This window comes from Gluconobacter cerevisiae (assembly GCF_015244675.1).
Lineage (GTDB): Bacteria > Pseudomonadota > Alphaproteobacteria > Acetobacterales > Acetobacteraceae > Gluconobacter > Gluconobacter cerevisiae.
Genome location: NZ_JABCQO010000003.1, coordinates 194,192 through 210,820, shown reverse-complemented (window position 1 = coordinate 210,820; position 16,629 = coordinate 194,192). Strand labels below are relative to the sequence as shown.

Annotated in this window: 18 protein-coding genes; 14 read left to right on the top strand and 4 right to left on the bottom strand. The window is 58.3% G+C overall.

Going from position 1 to position 16,629, the window contains the following annotated elements; translation table 11 throughout:
- Positions 1-8: 8 nt before the first annotated feature.
- Both HKD21_RS05790 and trxB read right to left on the bottom strand, forming a co-directional pair.
- Entirely contained in the window at positions 9-908 is a 900-nt protein-coding gene (locus HKD21_RS05790; protein ID WP_194254775.1) for a LysR family transcriptional regulator, read from the bottom strand.
- A gap of 118 nt (positions 909-1,026) precedes the next feature.
- A complete protein-coding gene (trxB, locus tag HKD21_RS05785; protein WP_194254644.1) occupies positions 1,027-2,001 on the bottom strand; it encodes a thioredoxin-disulfide reductase in 975 nt (324 codons plus the stop codon).
- 99 nt (positions 2,002-2,100) lie between these two features.
- On the opposite strand from trxB, the gene HKD21_RS05780 reads away from it, so the two are divergent.
- From HKD21_RS05780 to HKD21_RS05755, 6 genes are read left to right on the top strand one after another with little or no spacing between them, the layout of a single operon-like run.
- Positions 2,101-2,583: an Lrp/AsnC family transcriptional regulator gene (locus HKD21_RS05780; RefSeq protein WP_194254643.1), complete on the top strand. Its 483-nt coding sequence runs from the start codon at positions 2,101-2,103 to the stop codon at positions 2,581-2,583.
- A 12-nt stretch (positions 2,584-2,595) separates the two neighbouring features.
- Positions 2,596-3,702 (top strand): glycosyltransferase family 2 protein, encoded by a 1,107-nt coding sequence (locus tag HKD21_RS05775; protein WP_194254642.1) that lies wholly within the window; start codon positions 2,596-2,598, stop codon positions 3,700-3,702.
- A gap of 4 nt (positions 3,703-3,706) precedes the next feature.
- On the top strand, positions 3,707-5,107 hold the full coding sequence (locus tag HKD21_RS05770; protein WP_194254641.1) for an ArnT family glycosyltransferase: 1,401 nt from the start codon (positions 3,707-3,709) through the stop codon (positions 5,105-5,107).
- Positions 5,108-5,157: 50 nt separating this feature from the next.
- Complete coding sequence (locus tag HKD21_RS05765; protein WP_194254640.1) at positions 5,158-6,108, top strand: flagellar motor protein MotB; 951 nt, start codon at positions 5,158-5,160, stop codon at positions 6,106-6,108.
- Positions 6,109-6,134: 26 nt separating this feature from the next.
- On the top strand, positions 6,135-7,001 hold the full coding sequence (gene motA, locus HKD21_RS05760; RefSeq protein WP_194254639.1) for a flagellar motor stator protein MotA: 867 nt from the start codon (positions 6,135-6,137) through the stop codon (positions 6,999-7,001).
- 52 nt (positions 7,002-7,053) lie between these two features.
- A complete protein-coding gene (locus HKD21_RS05755) occupies positions 7,054-9,171 on the top strand; it encodes a prolyl oligopeptidase family serine peptidase (RefSeq protein ID WP_194254638.1) in 2,118 nt (705 codons plus the stop codon).
- A gap of 115 nt (positions 9,172-9,286) precedes the next feature.
- Here the strand turns inward: HKD21_RS05755 and rpsU are convergent, their stop codons facing one another.
- Positions 9,287-9,490, bottom strand: coding sequence for a 30S ribosomal protein S21 (gene rpsU / locus HKD21_RS05750; protein WP_011251722.1), 204 nt, complete (start codon positions 9,488-9,490; stop codon positions 9,287-9,289).
- 201 nt (positions 9,491-9,691) lie between these two features.
- On the opposite strand from rpsU, the gene def reads away from it, so the two are divergent.
- From def to HKD21_RS05730, 4 genes are read left to right on the top strand one after another with little or no spacing between them, the layout of a single operon-like run.
- Positions 9,692-10,204 (top strand): peptide deformylase, encoded by a 513-nt coding sequence (def, locus tag HKD21_RS05745; RefSeq protein ID WP_194254637.1) that lies wholly within the window; start codon positions 9,692-9,694, stop codon positions 10,202-10,204.
- Positions 10,201-10,689, top strand: coding sequence for a MarR family winged helix-turn-helix transcriptional regulator (locus tag HKD21_RS05740; protein ID WP_194254636.1), 489 nt, complete (start codon positions 10,201-10,203; stop codon positions 10,687-10,689). Before def ends, HKD21_RS05740 begins: the two co-directional genes overlap by 4 nt.
- Entirely contained in the window at positions 10,686-11,384 is a 699-nt protein-coding gene (locus HKD21_RS05735) for a response regulator (protein WP_194254635.1), read from the top strand. Before HKD21_RS05740 ends, HKD21_RS05735 begins: the two co-directional genes overlap by 4 nt.
- A complete protein-coding gene (locus tag HKD21_RS05730; protein WP_194254634.1) occupies positions 11,362-12,756 on the top strand; it encodes an ATP-binding protein in 1,395 nt (464 codons plus the stop codon). The genes HKD21_RS05735 and HKD21_RS05730 overlap by 23 nt, the downstream gene beginning before the upstream one ends.
- 16 nt (positions 12,757-12,772) lie before the next feature.
- Here the strand turns inward: HKD21_RS05730 and HKD21_RS05725 are convergent, their stop codons facing one another.
- Positions 12,773-13,345, bottom strand: a complete 573-nt coding sequence (locus tag HKD21_RS05725; protein WP_194254633.1) for an outer membrane protein assembly factor BamE — start codon at positions 13,343-13,345, stop codon at positions 12,773-12,775.
- A gap of 107 nt (positions 13,346-13,452) precedes the next feature.
- On the opposite strand from HKD21_RS05725, the gene HKD21_RS05720 reads away from it, so the two are divergent.
- The 4 genes from HKD21_RS05720 (at position 13,453) to HKD21_RS05705 (ending at position 16,564) form a co-directional block, all read left to right on the top strand.
- Positions 13,453-14,034: a DUF177 domain-containing protein gene (locus HKD21_RS05720; protein ID WP_194254632.1), complete on the top strand. Its 582-nt coding sequence runs from the start codon at positions 13,453-13,455 to the stop codon at positions 14,032-14,034.
- 153 nt (positions 14,035-14,187) lie between these two features.
- Complete coding sequence (rpmF, locus tag HKD21_RS05715; protein ID WP_062026921.1) at positions 14,188-14,400, top strand: 50S ribosomal protein L32; 213 nt, start codon at positions 14,188-14,190, stop codon at positions 14,398-14,400.
- 73 nt (positions 14,401-14,473) lie between these two features.
- Complete coding sequence (plsX, locus tag HKD21_RS05710) at positions 14,474-15,583, top strand: phosphate acyltransferase PlsX (RefSeq protein ID WP_194254631.1); 1,110 nt, start codon at positions 14,474-14,476, stop codon at positions 15,581-15,583.
- A 6-nt stretch (positions 15,584-15,589) separates the two neighbouring features.
- Positions 15,590-16,564: a beta-ketoacyl-ACP synthase III gene (locus HKD21_RS05705; protein ID WP_194254630.1), complete on the top strand. Its 975-nt coding sequence runs from the start codon at positions 15,590-15,592 to the stop codon at positions 16,562-16,564.
- Positions 16,565-16,629: the final 65 nt, after the last annotated feature.

The following is a 16,629-nucleotide window of genomic DNA, read 5'->3' as shown; positions in this document are numbered from 1 at the left end:
TTTTATCCTTAGTCCTGGCCTTTGAGGTTGCTGATTTCGGAAAGCAGAAAATCCCTGAAGACCGCAATCCGCTTTGATGTCCGCAATTCTTCAGGGTAGACAAAATAGGCTTCTACCAGAGGTACCTGCTGGTCCGGCAGAATACGGACCAGATCTGGATAACCTGCAGCCGCGTAAAGGGGCAGGGACCCGATGCCTGTCCCGGCTGCAATAGCATTCGCGACGGCCGAGATGTTGTTGATCGCCAGACGACGGCTGCCCTGCCGTGCAACACCTTCCTGACGCAGAAGATCAAGCAACCAGTTCACATTGGGCAGTGGCAGATGCCACCCTGCAAAGCTGATGATCTGATGATGAGCCAGATCTTCGATAGACTGTGGTGTCCCGTGGCGCTCAAGATATGCGGCGCTTGCATAAATCGGCATGGGGAAATTAGCGAGATGACGCTGCACCAGATCGGGCTGTGTGGGCGGGTGCAGTCGGATAGCGACATCTGCCTCACGCATACCCAGATCCAGATCGGCATCTTCGAGCAGAAGCGTGACTTCGATGTCGGGATGCAGTTCAAGAAACCGGTTCAGGCGCGGAGAAAGCCATGACAGGCCGAAACCTGTTGTCGTGGTGATCTTGATTTTCCCCGCGGCCCGCTCCTTACTTTCGCTCAGGAAAGCCTGAGTCAGGGCCAGCTTCGAAAAGACTTCGCGGACCGTACGGTTCAGGACATCACCCTGTTCCGTCAGAATCAGCCCGCGCGCATGCCGATGGAACAGCGGCACGCGCAGGACGTCTTCAAGCGCGGAAATCTGCCGGGATACTGCCGACTGGCTCAGTCCCAGCCGGTCACCGGCATGAGTAAAGGAGCCGGCTTCAGCTACAGCGTGAAAAATCCGCAGCTTGTCCCAGTCCATCTGGTTTTCTCCCCGTTCGCCAAGGCGACGGTCCTCGTCCTTTTTACCCATATGTCCCGGCGTTATCCGTCAAGATATGTCGTTGAATGGACGAAACTGTCTGAAGCACGCGCGAGGGTCAAGTTTTTGTCATGGCAGGTATGCCAGAAAGATATCGTTCTGCTTCCAGAGCGGCCATGCAGCCTGTTCCGGCCGCGGTGACGGCCTGCCGGAAAATACGATCCTGAATGTCACCTGCCGCAAACACGCCTTTGACGGATGTTTCAGTTCCGCCGCTTTCGGTCAGGATATATCCATCGCTGTCACAGGCGACTTCATGCAGGAAAGGACCCGTGTTCGGCGTATGGCCGATGGCGACGAAAACGCCGTCGACGTTCAGTCTGGAGAGTGCGCCTGTCTGGGTGTCTTTCAGTGCGATCCCGCAGACCACTTCCGGTTCGCCTGAACCCAGAACCTCTTCGACGGCCTGATTCCAGTGCACTTCGATTTTCGGGTTGGAGAACAGACGCTCCTGAAGGATGCGCTCGGCCCGCAGACTGTCCCGGCGATGGATCAGGTGCACTTTGTCGGCATGATGCGTCAGATACAGGGCTTCTTCGACTGCTGTATTGCCGCCGCCGATCACGGCCACCGTCTTACCGCGATAGAAGAATCCATCACAGGTCGCACAAGCAGAGACACCGCCGCGCTGAAGACGTTTTTCCGATTCGAGGCCAAGCCACCGGGCCTGCGCGCCCGTAGCGATCACGACAGTCCGGGCCCGGAACTCGTCCCCCGAATCTCCGATCAGCCGGAAATACCCATCTGGCCCCGGGCCTTTCTTCAGATCGGCCTGAACGATCAGGTCATAAATCAGGCGCGTTCCGACATGCTCGGCCTGCGCGCGCATCTGCTCCATCAGCCAGGGACCCTGCACAGGAGTCGCAAAGCCAGGGTAGTTTTCCACATCCGTTGTAATTGTCAGCTGACCACCGGGCTGCATTCCGGTCACGAGAATCGGCTTAAGACTTGCGCGGGCCGCGTAGATTGCCGCCGTGTAGCCAGCAGGGCCAGCGCCCACGACCAGCAGATCCGTATGATGGATTTCGGGCATGATTGGTCCTCAAATGATATCAGGCCCCTTCATATAGGGACTTCGGACGCATGTGCCATCTTTGCGGATCATGTCGGCTGACATATACGTCAGATTGAAATGAACGCTTCTCCGCACTCCGCACCGATTGAACTGGATGCCATCGACCGGCAGATCATTGCCGAACTCCAGGCCGATGGTCGCATGACCAACGTGGAACTCGCCCGTCGTACGGGCATTTCCGCGCCTCCCTGTCTAAGGCGGGTCCGTCGGCTTGAGGAGCTGGGAATCGTCAAGGGGTATCATGCCGAAGTGGATGCTGCCCTGCTGGGCTGGTCCCTGAACTTCTATGCCCTGATTGGTCTTGAGAGCCAGAAGGGAAGCGTTCTCGAGGCCTTCGAAGCGCAGGTCGGCGCATGGCCTGAGACGCGTGAATGCCACATGATCCGCGGCGGCGGAGATTTTCTCGTGCGCCTGGTCGCCCGTGACGCCGCCCATCAGAACGCCCTGACACGCCTGCTGACTGACAGCCCGCACGTCGTCCGCGTCCAGACCCTCCAGACCATCCATACGAGCCGCGATCTTGCCGGCGTGCCGATCTGACCGGCTGACGCCATGATCGCTTCCCGGCTGCTGCCGCTTCCGGCCGAACTGAGCGTCGTTGTTCCCTGCTACAATGAGGTTTCCAATGTGGCGCCGATGGTTGCGGCACTGGAGGGAGCGCTTGAAGGGAATGCATGGGAAGTTATTTTCGTTGATGACAACTCACCTGATGGTACGGCGGATGAGGTTTCCCGTCTTGCGTGTCTGGACCCGAGGGTCCGCCTGCTGCGCCGGGTTGGTCGCCGCGGTCTGTCCTCTGCCGTAATCGAAGGCATTCTGTCTTCCAGCGCGCCTTTGGTTGCAGTTATGGACGGCGATTTGCAACATGATGAATCCGTTCTGCGGACCATGTTGGCCGAATTGCAAAGCGGTGCTGAACTGGTCGTAGCCAGCCGCCATGTCGATGGCGGCGATAGTGGTGGACTGGCCGGACGTTGGAGACATCTCCTTTCGGATGCAGGCATCAAGGCCGCGCAGGCCGTTATGCCGCATCCGCTGAGCGATCCGATGAGCGGTTTCTTCGCCATGCGCCGGGATCTTTTTGAATCCCTGCTGCCGCGCCTATCCGGGACGGGATTCAAGATCCTGCTCGATCTGGTGATGTCGGCTCCTAAAACCGTCCGGATTGTCGAGGTGCCGTTCGTCTTCCGCCCCCGCCTTGCGGGCGAAAGCAAACTTGATGTCGTGGTGCTGCTTCAGTTTGCGACCATGCTGCTCGACAAGCTGACATATGGTTGGCTGCCAACACGCTTCATGGCCTTCGCGTTGGTCGGGCTTATCGGCGTCGTCGTAAATGTGAGCGTTCTGAATCTGGGAAGAGCATGCGCCCTGAACTTTTCCTGGGCACAACTCGCCGGAACCGCTGTCGCGATCCTGACAAATTTTCTGCTGAACAACCGCTTCACCTATCATGATCGCCGCCTCAAAGGGCAAAAGCTCTGGAGGGGGCTGGCCATCTTCATTGCAGTTTGTTCTCTGGGTGCCGTCGCCAATATTGGCATTGCCCGGATGATGCTGGACAGTGCAGGTCATGGTCATTGGGACCGCTCGTCTGCGGCGGGAGCCGTGGTTGGTGTGGTCTGGAACTATGCGGTGTCCTCCACGCTGGTCTGGCGCTGAGACCATGAGTGAAAATGTAAGGAATACCCGGCTGTTTTGGGGGCTTCTGGCTGGGCTGACGATCATCCGTCTGTACCTTGCAGCCAGTGTGCCATTGACGCCGGACGAGGCGTATTACTGGGTCTGGTCGCGCAATCTTCAGCCCGGCTATCTGGACCATCCGTTCATGGTGGCTCTGTGGATCGGTATTGGAACGTGGCTCGGCGGGGACACGACGCTGGGTGTTCGTTTGCTTGGGCCACTTTCTGTTTTGCCGGGAAGCTGGGCGCTGTATCACGCGGCGCGACGGCTGTTACCCGACTGTTCGTGGCCGCAATCAGGGCTCAATGCTGCGCTTTTGCTGAATGCCACTCTGATGCTCGGTCTGGGTGCTGCGACGATGACGCCCGATACGCCGCTGCTGTTCTTCATCACGCTGTTTCTCTACACACTCAGTCGCGCGATCGACCCGGCACTGACACCTCGCGCAGCTCTTCCATGGTGGGTCGGATCTGGCCTTTTACTGGGGCTGGCGTTTGATTCAAAATATACCGCCGTCCTGATCGGTCTTGGGCTGGGAGGGGCGGTTCTTACGACGAAACGTCTGCGCCAGCAGCCCGGTCCCTGGCTGGCTCTTCCGGGGCTGTTTATGGCGATGTCGCCTGTCATTGTTTGGAATGCGGGACATCACTGGGCCAGCTTTATCAGGCAGGGAGGGCGGACGGGCGACTGGCATCCGGCGCGGGCGCTTCAGTTCATGGGGGAACTGATCGGCGGACAGATCGGACTTGCCACGCCGCTTATTTTTATCCTGTTTGCGGTCGGGCTGTGGGTATGTCTCAAGCGTAACCGGCTTCTGGCGTGGCTGGCTCTGGTGCCGACAGTCGTGTTTGTCACTCATGCTTTCGGAGACCGGGTACAGCCAAACTGGCCTGCCGTCATCTATCCGGTGCTTGCCATCGCCGCCCTTGAAGCCGGATGGCGTATTCGCTGGCCTGTTGTCAGCGGCCTGGTCATCACCATGATCGTTTGCATTCAGGCGATATTTTCGCCGCTCCATCTTGTTCCGCATCGCGATCCGGTATTGCGTCTTACAGGAGGATGGGATGAGTTTTCCCGGAAGGTTGCTTTGCAGGCAAAAGCGCAAGGCGCGACGGTTCTGGCAGCAGAGGATTATGGTCTGGCGTCCCGTCTGGCATTCACGCAGAATATTCTGCCTGTTATCGGAACGGATCCACGCTGGCACCTTTTCCGCCTGCCTGCGGCAGCAGCAGCAAAAACGGTTGTGATTGAAGAACAGAGGCATGGTGAGGAGGGGCAGGAGACTGCAACATCCTGTCGCGAAGTCAGAGGCCAGGCCATCCGCTGTTACACGCTGCATGAGCCGGATTTTGTCACAGGCGTGCGGTTGCCGGAGCGTTCTTAAACCTCTCCTTAAGAACTCGCCTGCCATACTGAGGTCATTCAGGAGGCGGGATGTCCAACCAGAACGGCAAAGAAGTACGAAAGATCATCATCAAACGTTTTGACGTTGTTGAAGGTGGCCATCACGGCGGGGCATGGAAAATCGCCTACGCCGATTTCGTAACGGCCATGATGGCGTTCTTTCTGGTCATGTGGCTCATTAATGCCACGACGGAAGAACAGCGAAAGGGTATCGCCAACTTTTTCAACCCGATGGCAGTCTGGAAAGATATGCCGCCACCCGTGGATAATGTTCTGCCTGCGGCCCCCGAGCCCGTTTCTCTGGAAACAAAAGCGGTCGCTCTGAAGCCTGGTAAAGATCAGTATGGAAAACCCGTTCAGGGGGGGGCTTCCGGCGCGCAGACTGCCAAAGACCAGGCTGCCTCCAGTGCTCATACGGCCCAGATCGTCGTGCTTCATGACAATCAGATCCAGCCCGGCGAACCGCCTGTCACGTCTTCTCCCCAGAATGCAGACCAGAAGGCCGAACAGGCTGCCAGAATGGCTGCGGCCCAGAAAATTCAAGCTCTGATCAGCAATGCGCCGGAACTGGCCGATGTCCGCTCGCAGGTCTCGGTTTCAGCAGGCGATGATGGTCTTCATATCCAGATTGCAGATTCCGATCATCAACCGATGTTCGCTTTGGGCAAGTCTACGCCTGACGCTCATGCGGTTCAGTTGATCAAGACTATCGTGCCTTATCTCGAAAAATTGCATGGCAAGCTGTCCATCGCCGGTTACACGGATGCTGCGCCCTACCGTCCCGGACAGATGAGCAACTGGAGCCTGTCGAGTTCAAGGGCGGTCGCTGTGCGGGATCTGGTGGTTCAGAACGGTTTTCCCGATGGGCGGCTAAAATCCGTAAGCGGGTATGCCGATCGGAATCTTTTTGATCCTGCTCAGCCTCTCAGCCCGCGGAACCGTCGCATCGTGCTGGTGCTGTCGCCCGATATTTCTCAATAAATTCAGGTCAGTCAGGAAGTTTTCGAATGTTCATCATTATCGGTCTGGTTGTTGTTCTGGGCTGTGTTTTCGGATCGTTCGTGGCATCCGGAGGGGCCATCGGTCCCCTCGTCTCCTCAATGCCCTTCGAGCTTCTGACCATTCTGGGTGCCGCCGTCGGAACCTTTCTGATGGCCAACTCCATGGCGGCCGTGAAGCACCTGCCGGGGGGCCTCAAGAAGGCTATGAAAGGCTCACAATATGGCCGTTCAGACTATGTCGATCTTTTGAGCCTGCTGTTTCATATTGCGAAGCTGGCTTCTTCCAAAGGGTTCATGGCGCTTGAAGCCCATATCGAAGATCCTCAGGGCAGCACGGTCTTCAGCGCTTTTCCGAAAATCCGGGACAATTCCCATGTCTGTTCGTTCATCTGCGATTACCTGCGGATGGCAGGTATGAACGCTACCGATCCATATCAGATGGATGAAGTAATGGGGAATGAACTCAAGAAAAACATGCGTGAGGAAATGCATCTATCTCATGCGCTTCAGTCCATTTCCGATGCGCTGCCGGCGCTTGGGATCGTGGCGGCCGTTCTCGGTGTGATCAAGACCATGGCCTCCATCAGCAAGCCTCCCATCGTCCTAGGTGAAATGATTGCAGGCGCTCTGGTGGGAACATTCCTTGGTATTCTTCTTGCCTACGGAATTGTCGCCCCCATCGCCAGTCGGCTGGGAGGCGTGGTTGAGGAAGAGGCCTCTTATCTCGATCTCGTGCGATCCGTGATTGTGGCGCATCTTCAGGGCAATGCTCCTCAGGTCAGTGTCGAGATCGGTCGCAAGAGCATTCCGTCTGATCTGATGCCGAGCTTTCAGGAAGTGGAAGAAGCCGTCAGCGCAGCAGCTGTGGCCTGATCGACCGGATGTCTTTACGATGCCGATATTGTCGGTATCGTAAAGGCGTTCCATGTCTTCTGTTCTTGCGAGAGCACTTTGTCTGTCTCTCTCCATTCTGCCTCTGGCAGCCTATGCGGGTCCATCTTCTCTTCCATCACCTGCCGAACTCAGTCAGACGGATGGTGCCAAGGCTTTGGAGTGGGTGAGGGCACAGAACGCCCACACAGAAGCGACGCTCACTTCTGATCCCCGCTACAAGCCTCTCTACCAGAAAATCCTGACGGCCCAGCAATCCCCGGCACGTCTTGCGCTCCCGACACAGCAGGGCGGGGAAATCTGGAATTTCTGGCAGGATGATCGGCATATCCGCGGGATATGGCGTAGCGCGTCCACCTCTTCCTTCCAGTCCGGCCATCCGAAATGGAAAACGCGTTTCGATCTCGATGCGCTGGCGCACAAAGAGCATACCAACTGGGTCATGGAAGGTCTGGACTGCCTTGGTCCGCAGGATCGGTTGTGTCTCATGTCTCTGTCACAGGCAGGAGAAGATGCTCATGTGGTCCGGGAATATGACACGAGATCGGATGCTTTTGTAAAAGGTGGTTTTGACCTTCCATCCGGGAAACAGACGGTCATCTGGGTTGATGCCAATACAATTCTGGTCTCGCGGGACTGGGAGGCGGGCAATGCCGGCCTGACGCATTCGGGCTACCCCTATTCGGTTCGGCTTTTGCATCGTGGGCAGAAGCTGGATCAGGCCGTCGAAGTCTATCGTGGTCAGATCACGGATATGGATGTGGCGCCGGAGCGCTTGCGTGATGAAAAAGGCCACGAACTCTTTCTGATCAGCCGTCATCGGGACTTCTTTCATACGGAAGTCAGTCTGTTCAATCCTGCAACGCAGACGCTGACCCGGCTGCCTCTGCCGGAAAAATATGACAGCCTGTCCTATCTGGATGGCCAACTGGTTTTGCATCTCTTGCAGGGCTGGACAGTGTCGGGTCAGACATTTCACGCTGACAGCATTGTCGCATTAGACCTGAAAAATCCTGCCGTTCCTCAGCTTATACTTTCTCCGACGTCCCGTCAGACGGTTGGGGATGGTATGGGGGACGCTCTGGCGGTGACAAAAGAGGGTCTGGTGGTTGTTCTGTATGACAACGTTCAGCCTGTCCTGAAGCTCTTTCGTAGGGCCGCAACTGGAGCATGGATTTCGCGGTCCATTGATCTTCCAAAGAATATGGCCGCGGAAATCGTTTCGTCAGATCCTGGCTTGTCGCAGGCATATCTCCAGCTTGAAGGCTTCATTCAGGCGCCACAGATCTGGAGCCTGAATACGTCAGCACAGACAGCTCAACCTCTGTACCGCCAGCCTGATCTGTTTGATGTGTCCAGTCTGGTTGTCGAGCAAATGTCGGTGACCAGCACGGATGGGACGGCCATTCCCTATTTCATTGTGCACGCCAAAGACTGGCAGAAGGACGGCGCACGTCCGACGCTGATGACGGCCTATGGTGGTTTTGGATTGTCTTACCTGCCAGTCTATCATCCCGATCTCGGGATTACATGGTTTGACCGGGGCGGCGTTTACGTCATGGCCAATATCCGTGGTGGCGGAGAGTTTGGTCCCGCATGGCACGATGTCGCGCGTCGAGAAGGACGGCAGAAGGCTTATGACGACTTTGCCGCCGTCGCCCGCGACCTGACGGCGCGCCACATCACATCACCACGGCATCTGGGGCTGCGGGGCCGGTCCAATGGCGGTCTGCTGGCGGGGGTAGAGTTCACCCAGCACCCTGAACTGTGGAACGCTGCGATCATCGGCGTGCCGCTTCTGGACATGATGAATTACGAGCAGATGGCGGCAGGAGCGTCTTGGGCTGCCGAGTATGGCAGCGTCTCGGAGCCTGGGCCGCGCGCATTCTGGCAGAAAATGTCGCCTTTGCAGAACCTTAGAGCCGGCGTGTCTTATCCGGAACCGTTTATTTTCACGTCAACGCGTGATGATCGCGTCGGCCCGATCCATGCGCGCCGTTTCGCGGCCCGGCTGGAAAGCCTGAAACAGCCCTTCTTGTATTATGAGGATGTGGAAGGCGGCCATGCCGGTACGGTCAATGCGGCGGAGGTCGCGCATGAACGGGCTCTGGAAGCCATCTATCTCAGCCATCGCCTGATGGACGCGCAATAAGCTATGCGTCTCCTCTGTCCGCTTATGGCGGGCAGAGGGAGGTCCAGGGCTTCAAGCATTAAAAAAGCCGCGCTCCCGAAGGAGGCGGCTTTTTCCGTTCGGAAAACGGGAAGACTTAGAAGCCTTCACGCTCCAGACGCTTACGCTCCATCTTGCGGGCGCGACGAACAGCTTCAGCTGCTTCGCGGGCGCGCTTCTCGGAGGGCTTTTCGAAGTGGCGACGCAGCTTCATTTCACGAAACACGCCTTCGCGCTGCATCTTCTTCTTGAGCGCCTTAAGCGCCTGGTCAACATTGTTGTCACGAACGAGAACCTGCACGGTGCCGTCAACTCCTTATGGGCCCGCTCTTCAGCGCCACCCGTGATATGGCAATCCAACTAAGGATGGTGCCCTTAACACATCTTTTGCGGGGAACGCAATTCATTCGGCCATGCTTGAATGGATTCTTCGCAAAGCGCACTCTGCGGCGTGCATGTGCGTTCCACCTGATGCAATGCCCGTCTGAAGGAAGAAGATTTCATGGCCCTGCTCAAGATTGCCCGGATGGGCAACCCCGTCCTGCATCAGGTGGCACGGGCCGTTTCCGACCCGAAAGCCCCGGAAATCCAGTCTCTCATCGCAGACATGATGGAAACGATGGCCGATGCCCGTGGGGCAGGGCTGGCAGCACCTCAGGTCCATCAGCCGCTGCGGATGTTCGTCTATCACGTTCCTGCAAGCCGTGTGGCGACTCCCGAGGAGGCATTGCTGCCCCGCGTTCTCATCAATCCCGAAATTACGCCTCTGGGCGAAGAGATGATGACTTGCACCGAAGGGTGTCTGTCGATTCCGGGACTACGGGCTGATGTGCCGCGCTATGCTGCCGTGCGCTACTCGGGGTTGGATCAGGACGGTGTGCTCGTCGAAGGCGAGGCGACGGGGTTTCATGCCAATGTTTTGCAACATGAAAACGACCATCTGAACGGCATTCTTTATCCGCAGCGCATCAACGATTTCGACCGCTTCGGATATGTGGAGGAAACCCTTCGGTGACGGCTAGAACCATGGACATCCCCTCATCCGCGACGGCCCATCTTTATCTGCGGGAAGACCGGATCCGTCAGTCCTATGAGGCCATGATGCTGGCTTGGCGGACGCTGAATGCCGATTGTGAGAGTCTTCTGCGCGAGAAAGAGCTGGGACCGGCACATCACCGCATTCTTTTCCTGACTGCCGCGCATCCGGGAATTACTCCCACGGCGCTTCTGAACAGTCTCGGCATTACCAAACAGTCTCTTGGCCGCGCTCTGGGCGATCTTCGAGATCGCAAACTGCTCGTGCAGGAAGAAGACCGCCATGACCGCCGCAAGCGTCCTCTGTGTTTGACAGAAGCAGGGGAAGCCCTTGAACGTGAACTGTTCCTCATGATCCGCGAAGTGATGACCCGGGCTTATCGTGAAGCCGGCATGACGGCTGTGGAAGGGTTTCGCCGCGTCCTCACACCACTTCAGATGCCAGTCGGGAGTTCCGTCCCATGAGTGACGAACATATTCTGGTCGTTGACGACGATCCGCGTCTTCTGCGGCTGCTTCAGCGCTACCTGTCCGAGAACGGTTATCGGGTGAGCACCGCCCTTGATGCTGTGGCGGCCCGGGACGTTCTGCAACGGATCCAGCCGGATGCGCTCGTCCTCGATGTCACCATGCCAGGTGAGGATGGTCTGTCCCTGACCAACAGCCTGCGCAGGGATGGTCTTTCGCTTCCGATTCTGCTCCTGACGGCGCGGGGGGAGCCTGCCGACCGGATCGGGGGGCTTGAAGCCGGGGCGGACGATTATCTGGGCAAGCCTTTCGAGCCGCGTGAGCTTCTGCTCCGCCTGAGGGCTCATCTTCGACGCGTGGTTCCTGCACTGTCTGTGGTTGACGAAGTTCCCGACATCTTGCGGCTGGGGGAGCTGGAATTCGATGTCAAGCGCGGCCTTCTCAGTGGTCCTCAGGGAGCCGTGCATCTGACAGGAGGAGAATCCGCGCTTCTGGGCGTTCTTACCAGTCAGCCGGGAACGGTTCTGTCGCGTGAAGCCATCGCCAAAGCGTTGGAGATGGACGAAATCGGCGAACGTGCCGTCGATGTTCAGGTCACGCGCCTGCGTCGGCGGATTGAGGTCGATCCCAAGGAGCCCCGTTTCCTTCATACCGTACGGGGCAAGGGTTATGTTCTCAAACCGGGACGCTGACCCGACACTTGAGCGGGACGATGCCTGGCAGAAGCTGGATCGACCGCTGAGGCGTATCCTGCCCCGCTCCCTCATGGGGCGGTCAATGCTGATCGTACTCATTCCGCTGCTGGTGACGCAGGCGATCGCGCTTGGCCTGTTTTACGGAACCTATCTGAACGTCGTCTCTCGCCGCCTCTCAGATGGCGTAACGGGGGAGATCTCGCTCGTCATCGCCATGACCGAGCACGCATCATCCGCAGCGGAGCGGTCGCTCATCCTTCAGGATGCCTCCTCGCGGACCCAGTTAGGCTTTTCATTCCATCCTGCCGAAAAACTCTCCCGGTACGGTACCAATCATGTACTGGGACCAATGGATGACGATTTTGCCCGCTCGATCCGGCAAAACCTTGGCCCTTCCTATGATGTGGACTGGTCTGAAGCCCCTCAGACGGTGCGGGCTTCGATCCAGTTGCCGCAGGGTGTGATGGTGGTCATGGTTCCGGTCAAGCGCCTGAATATCGGTCCGATCTGGCTTTTCGTGGTTTGGGCTGTCAGCAGTTCCATTCTGCTGTTCCTGATCGCCGGGCTGTTCATGCGCAATCAGGTGCGCGCCATCCGCCGTCTCGGCCGTGCTGCCGAACTGTTCGGGATGGGACGGGACGAAGGACCGATCCGCCCTCAGGGCGCGCGGGAGGTGCGACAGGCCGCTGTTGCGTTCAATCGCATGCAGGCGCGGGTGAACCGCTTCGTGGCGCAGCGTACGGCTGTTCTGGCTGGTGTTTCGCATGATTTGCGAACCCCCCTGACGCGATTGCGCCTGACGGTTGCTATGATCCCCACCTTCGGTCCGATCCGCGCCGAGAGCCTTAAACCGGATCTGGCGGATATGGTCACGGATATCGAGGACATGGAACGCCTGATCGGCAGTTATCTGTCATTTGCGCGGGGAGAAGGGGCCGAAGATCCTGTCCTGACCGACCTGAGAGGCATGCTGGATGATGTCGCAGCTGCCACTTTGCGTGCGGGCGGAGAGGTGCTGGGAGTCGAAGGCCGGGAAGGCGTGGAAGCTGTCGTCCGACCTGACGCCCTGCGTCGCGTTCTGACGAATCTGGCAGAAAACGCTCGCCGCCATGGGGGTGCGATGCGTTTTTCCCTGCGTGAAGGAGAGCGGAATATCGAAATCACTGTGGAGGACAACGGACCGGGCCTGTCCGCCAGCCGTCGGGCTGCCATTTCGGAGCTCAACGGTACGAGCAGCAGTCATGATGGACAAGGCGGGGGTCTGGGGCTGACAATCGTGCGGGACATCATCCACGCTCATGGCGGCTCCATCCGTCTGATGGACAGTCCGCTGGGAGGTCTGGGCGTTCTGCTCAGCCTCCCCAAATAATCAGGCTTTCAAAGTCTTAGGGCAGCGAATTACCTGAGCCACCATTACCGGTGCCCTGACCGCCCATCGGCCCGGAGCTTCCGCCGAACTGGCTGCTCATGCCGCTCATCGGGTTGTAGCGGCCGACATTGCCCAGCAGTTCCTGAAGGATGGACGAGCTGGTGCCTGGGGTCGGCGTCTTTGCGCCCACCATGCCGACATACATCGCGTTCTTCTTGTTAAGCGTGTCCACCTTGCGCAGGACGCCGCCATTATCGAAGTTCAGGACAACAACTTCCTGTTTTTTCACACTCGGGAAGGTCAGCGGTGTGGGCGACGTGATCATGGAAACATAGATCCATGTGTTGTCGTCGAAGGTCGCATGCGCTGTCGGCGACCCCAGTAGATCGAGCACGTCCGTACGGGTGCTTGTGCCGGGAACAAGCTGTGCGTAGTCGGTCTTTTCGATCAGGGAGCCACGAGGCTCGGGAATCGGAGAAAAGAACGAGCATCCGCCGAGCAGCAGCGGAACACATGCCACTCCCGCCTGTGCGAAACGGCGAAGGATGTGTGTTCTGCTTTGGGGCGTCAGGGAAGATGCGTTATTCATGGATCCGGAAACTATCCTGTGCAAGAGAACCGCTCCACTGAGCGCGTGCCCGAATGGCGCCTGCATGTCAACGATTTCCCCCATATTCCGGGGGCTGGAGTGCCTGAATGTCCCATTCTCCTGAATTTTCCCGACGTATTCTCTTCAACCGGCTGGGATCGGGACTGGACGAGACGATCGAGGCGACGCCCGCCGAGCGGGCAGCCCTTGCGGCTCGTCTGGGAATCCCCGAGATCGAAACCCTGACCTGCCGTTTCCGTCTGACACCCTCAACCAATCGAAGTGTTCTGGCGGAAGGGCATCTTGCCGCAAAGCTTACGCAGGTCTGTGTCATTACGTCAGAGCCCTTCAAGGATGTTCTGGCCGAAACCTTCTTTCTGAAGTTCATCCCCGCAGAGGAAATGCCGGAAGACGAGTTCGATATCGATTCCATCGATCTGGATGGTCCGGACGAAGTTCCGCATGACGGCAAGGTCCTTGATATTGGCGAAGCTGCAGCTGAACAGCTTGCTCTGATGCTCGACCCGTATCCGCGCAAACCCGGCGTCGGTCTGGAAAATGCAGTTGACGTAGCGCCTGTAGAAGGGGAAGAAGGGGCTGAGTTGTCTGGCGAAGGGCCGGATGGTCCACGCCGTCCCAATCCGTTTTCGGCGCTTTCCGCACTGAAAAACGGGGACAGGAAAGAATAAAATCCCACGTCTGACTTGCGGGTTTCCTCAGGCTCTGCTAGAGCCGCCCGCCTGAACTCGACGTAAATACGAGACGACGAACAACAGGGCACCGGATGCCGCGGGGAGCGGAGCAGGGGTGCCGACACAGAAGCAGAAAGAGGCATAAAAGCCATGGCCGTCCCTAAAAGAAAGACTACGCCGTCCCGTCGTGGCATGCGTCGCAGCCACGATGCCCTGACCGTCGAGGCGCACGCAGAGTGCTCGAACTGTGGCGAACTGAAGCGTCCGCATCACGTTTGCAGCCATTGCGGTCACTATGACGGCCGTGAAGTGGTCGCTGCTGGCAACAGCGGCAAGGGCCTGAAGACCGCCGTCCGCGCCTGATCCTTACCTGCGGGTCCGTCGCCTCCCAGGAGCACGGCCCCGCATCTGTGATGCTGTCCGGGAAACTGTCTCAATGACCAATGCGCCTGTCACGCCCGAACGTGACGTCGCGGCCTCCGGGCCTTATGCCCTCGCCGTTGATGCAATGGGTGGTGACAGGGCCCCGGATATCGTCCTTGCCGGACTTGATCTGGCTGCCGACCGGCACCCGAAGGCCCGCATTCTTCTGATCGGAGATGAATCCGTCCTCCGGGCCGCTCTGGCCAAACACCCCAAAGCCGCGCGCCTGTGTGACATCCGTCACTCAGAAGCCAGTATTCCCATGGACATGAAGCCAACGTCCGCCTTGCGCGTTCGGGGATCGTCCATGCGCATGGCCATGGAAGCTGTCGCGGCGGGCGAAGCGCGTGGCGTTGTCTCTGCAGGCAATAGCGGTGCCATGCTGGCGCTTGCGAAAATTATCGTCAAAGCACTCCCGGGAATTTCCCGACCTGCCATGGCAGCGGTTCAGCCGTCTGCACGTGGAGATGTCGTGATGCTCGACCTCGGTGCGAACATCGCCTGCGACGCGCGCAATCTGGTCGAATTTGCGATTATGGGTGAGGCCTTCGCTCAGGCCGCTCTCGGACTTCCTTCTCCGACAATAGGCCTCCTGAATGTCGGCTCGGAAGAGCTGAAAGGGGACGACCGTCTCCGGCAGGCTTCTGAGCGCCTGAGAGCCAGCACTCTAGCGCCTCAGTTCCATGGCTTTGTTGAAGGACACGACATCACCGCCGGGACGACCGACGTGATCGTGACGGACGGCTTTACAGGAAATATCGCGCTGAAAACCGGCGAAGGAGCGCTGAAGCTCGCCTTTGGCCTCCTGCGGCGCGTTTTCGAAACTAATCTGCTGACCCGCCTTGGATATCTGCTGGTCAAACCCGGGCTGGAGCGGATGCGGGAATGGATTGACCCGCGTCGCTACAACGGAGCCCTGTTTGTTGGTTTGAACGGCATCGTCGTGAAATCGCATGGTGGCGCAGATGGCGAGAGCTTTGCCGCCGCTGTCGATGTTGCCATGGATGCCGTCACGCACCATCTTAACGACAAGATCCGTGATCGTCTGGAGCAGTTGGGTATGGGGACTTCCGAACCGACTGAGGCCGTGTCCATCAAGGCTGTTCCTGAACCTGTGAGCTGAAAAAATATGTCCGATCCCATTCGTGTCCATCTGACGGGTGTCGGGGGCTATTTGCCGCGCGACGTCGTAACCAATGACGACCTTGCCCTGAAATACGGTATCGAGACTTCGGACGAATGGATCAGGACCCGAACCGGCATTGCCCAGCGGCATATCGCTTCCGGTGACGAAACCACGGCCAGCATGGCGGCTGAAGCAGCCCGACAGGCGCTGGAATATGCCGGCGTTGAGGCATCTGAAGTCGATGCCGTTCTGGTCGCTACAGCCACACCAGATCAGGTTTTCCCAGCTGTGGCTGTGCAGGTTCAGGCCCTGCTCGGTATGACGACAGGTTTCGGTTTTGACCTCAGCGCTGCCTGCTCGGGCTTTGTCTATGCGCTGGCGACGGCCCGCGCGTTGATGCAGGCAGGTCAGGCGAAAAAGATCCTTGTTATCGGAAGCGAGGTTTTCTCGCGTCTTCTGGACTGGACTGACCGTTCCACCTGCGTTCTTTTCGGAGATGGCGCGGGGGCAGTATTGCTGGAAGCCAGCAGTGACGGGGAGGAGGGCATTCTCTCCACCCACCTGCATTCCGATGGCCGGACTGGCGATATTCTTTATGTGGATGGTGCTGCGGGATGTGCATCCACAACGCAGCAGCTCAGGATGCAGGGACGCGAGGTGTTCCGTCATGCCGTAGTCAAGCTGTCGCAGGCCGTAGATGAAGCGCTGGAGGCCAATGGGCTGACAGGGCAGGATATCCAGTGGATGGTTCCGCATCAGGCCAACCTGCGGATTATCGAAGGTATGGCGAAGAAGCTGGCGCTGCCGTCGGAACGGGTCGTCGTGACCGTGGATCGTCATGCCAACACGTCTGCGGCCTCCATTCCGCTGGCTCTGAACGAGGCTGTGCGGGACGGACGGATCCAAAAAGGCGATCTGGTGCTCATGGAGGCACTGGGTGGTGGTCTGACATGGGGATCCGCTCTCGTCCGGATGTAACCTGCTCCTCGTTTAGGGTAGGTTAATGATTGATTCCTTTGACTGTTCTGAGTGGCATGATACGC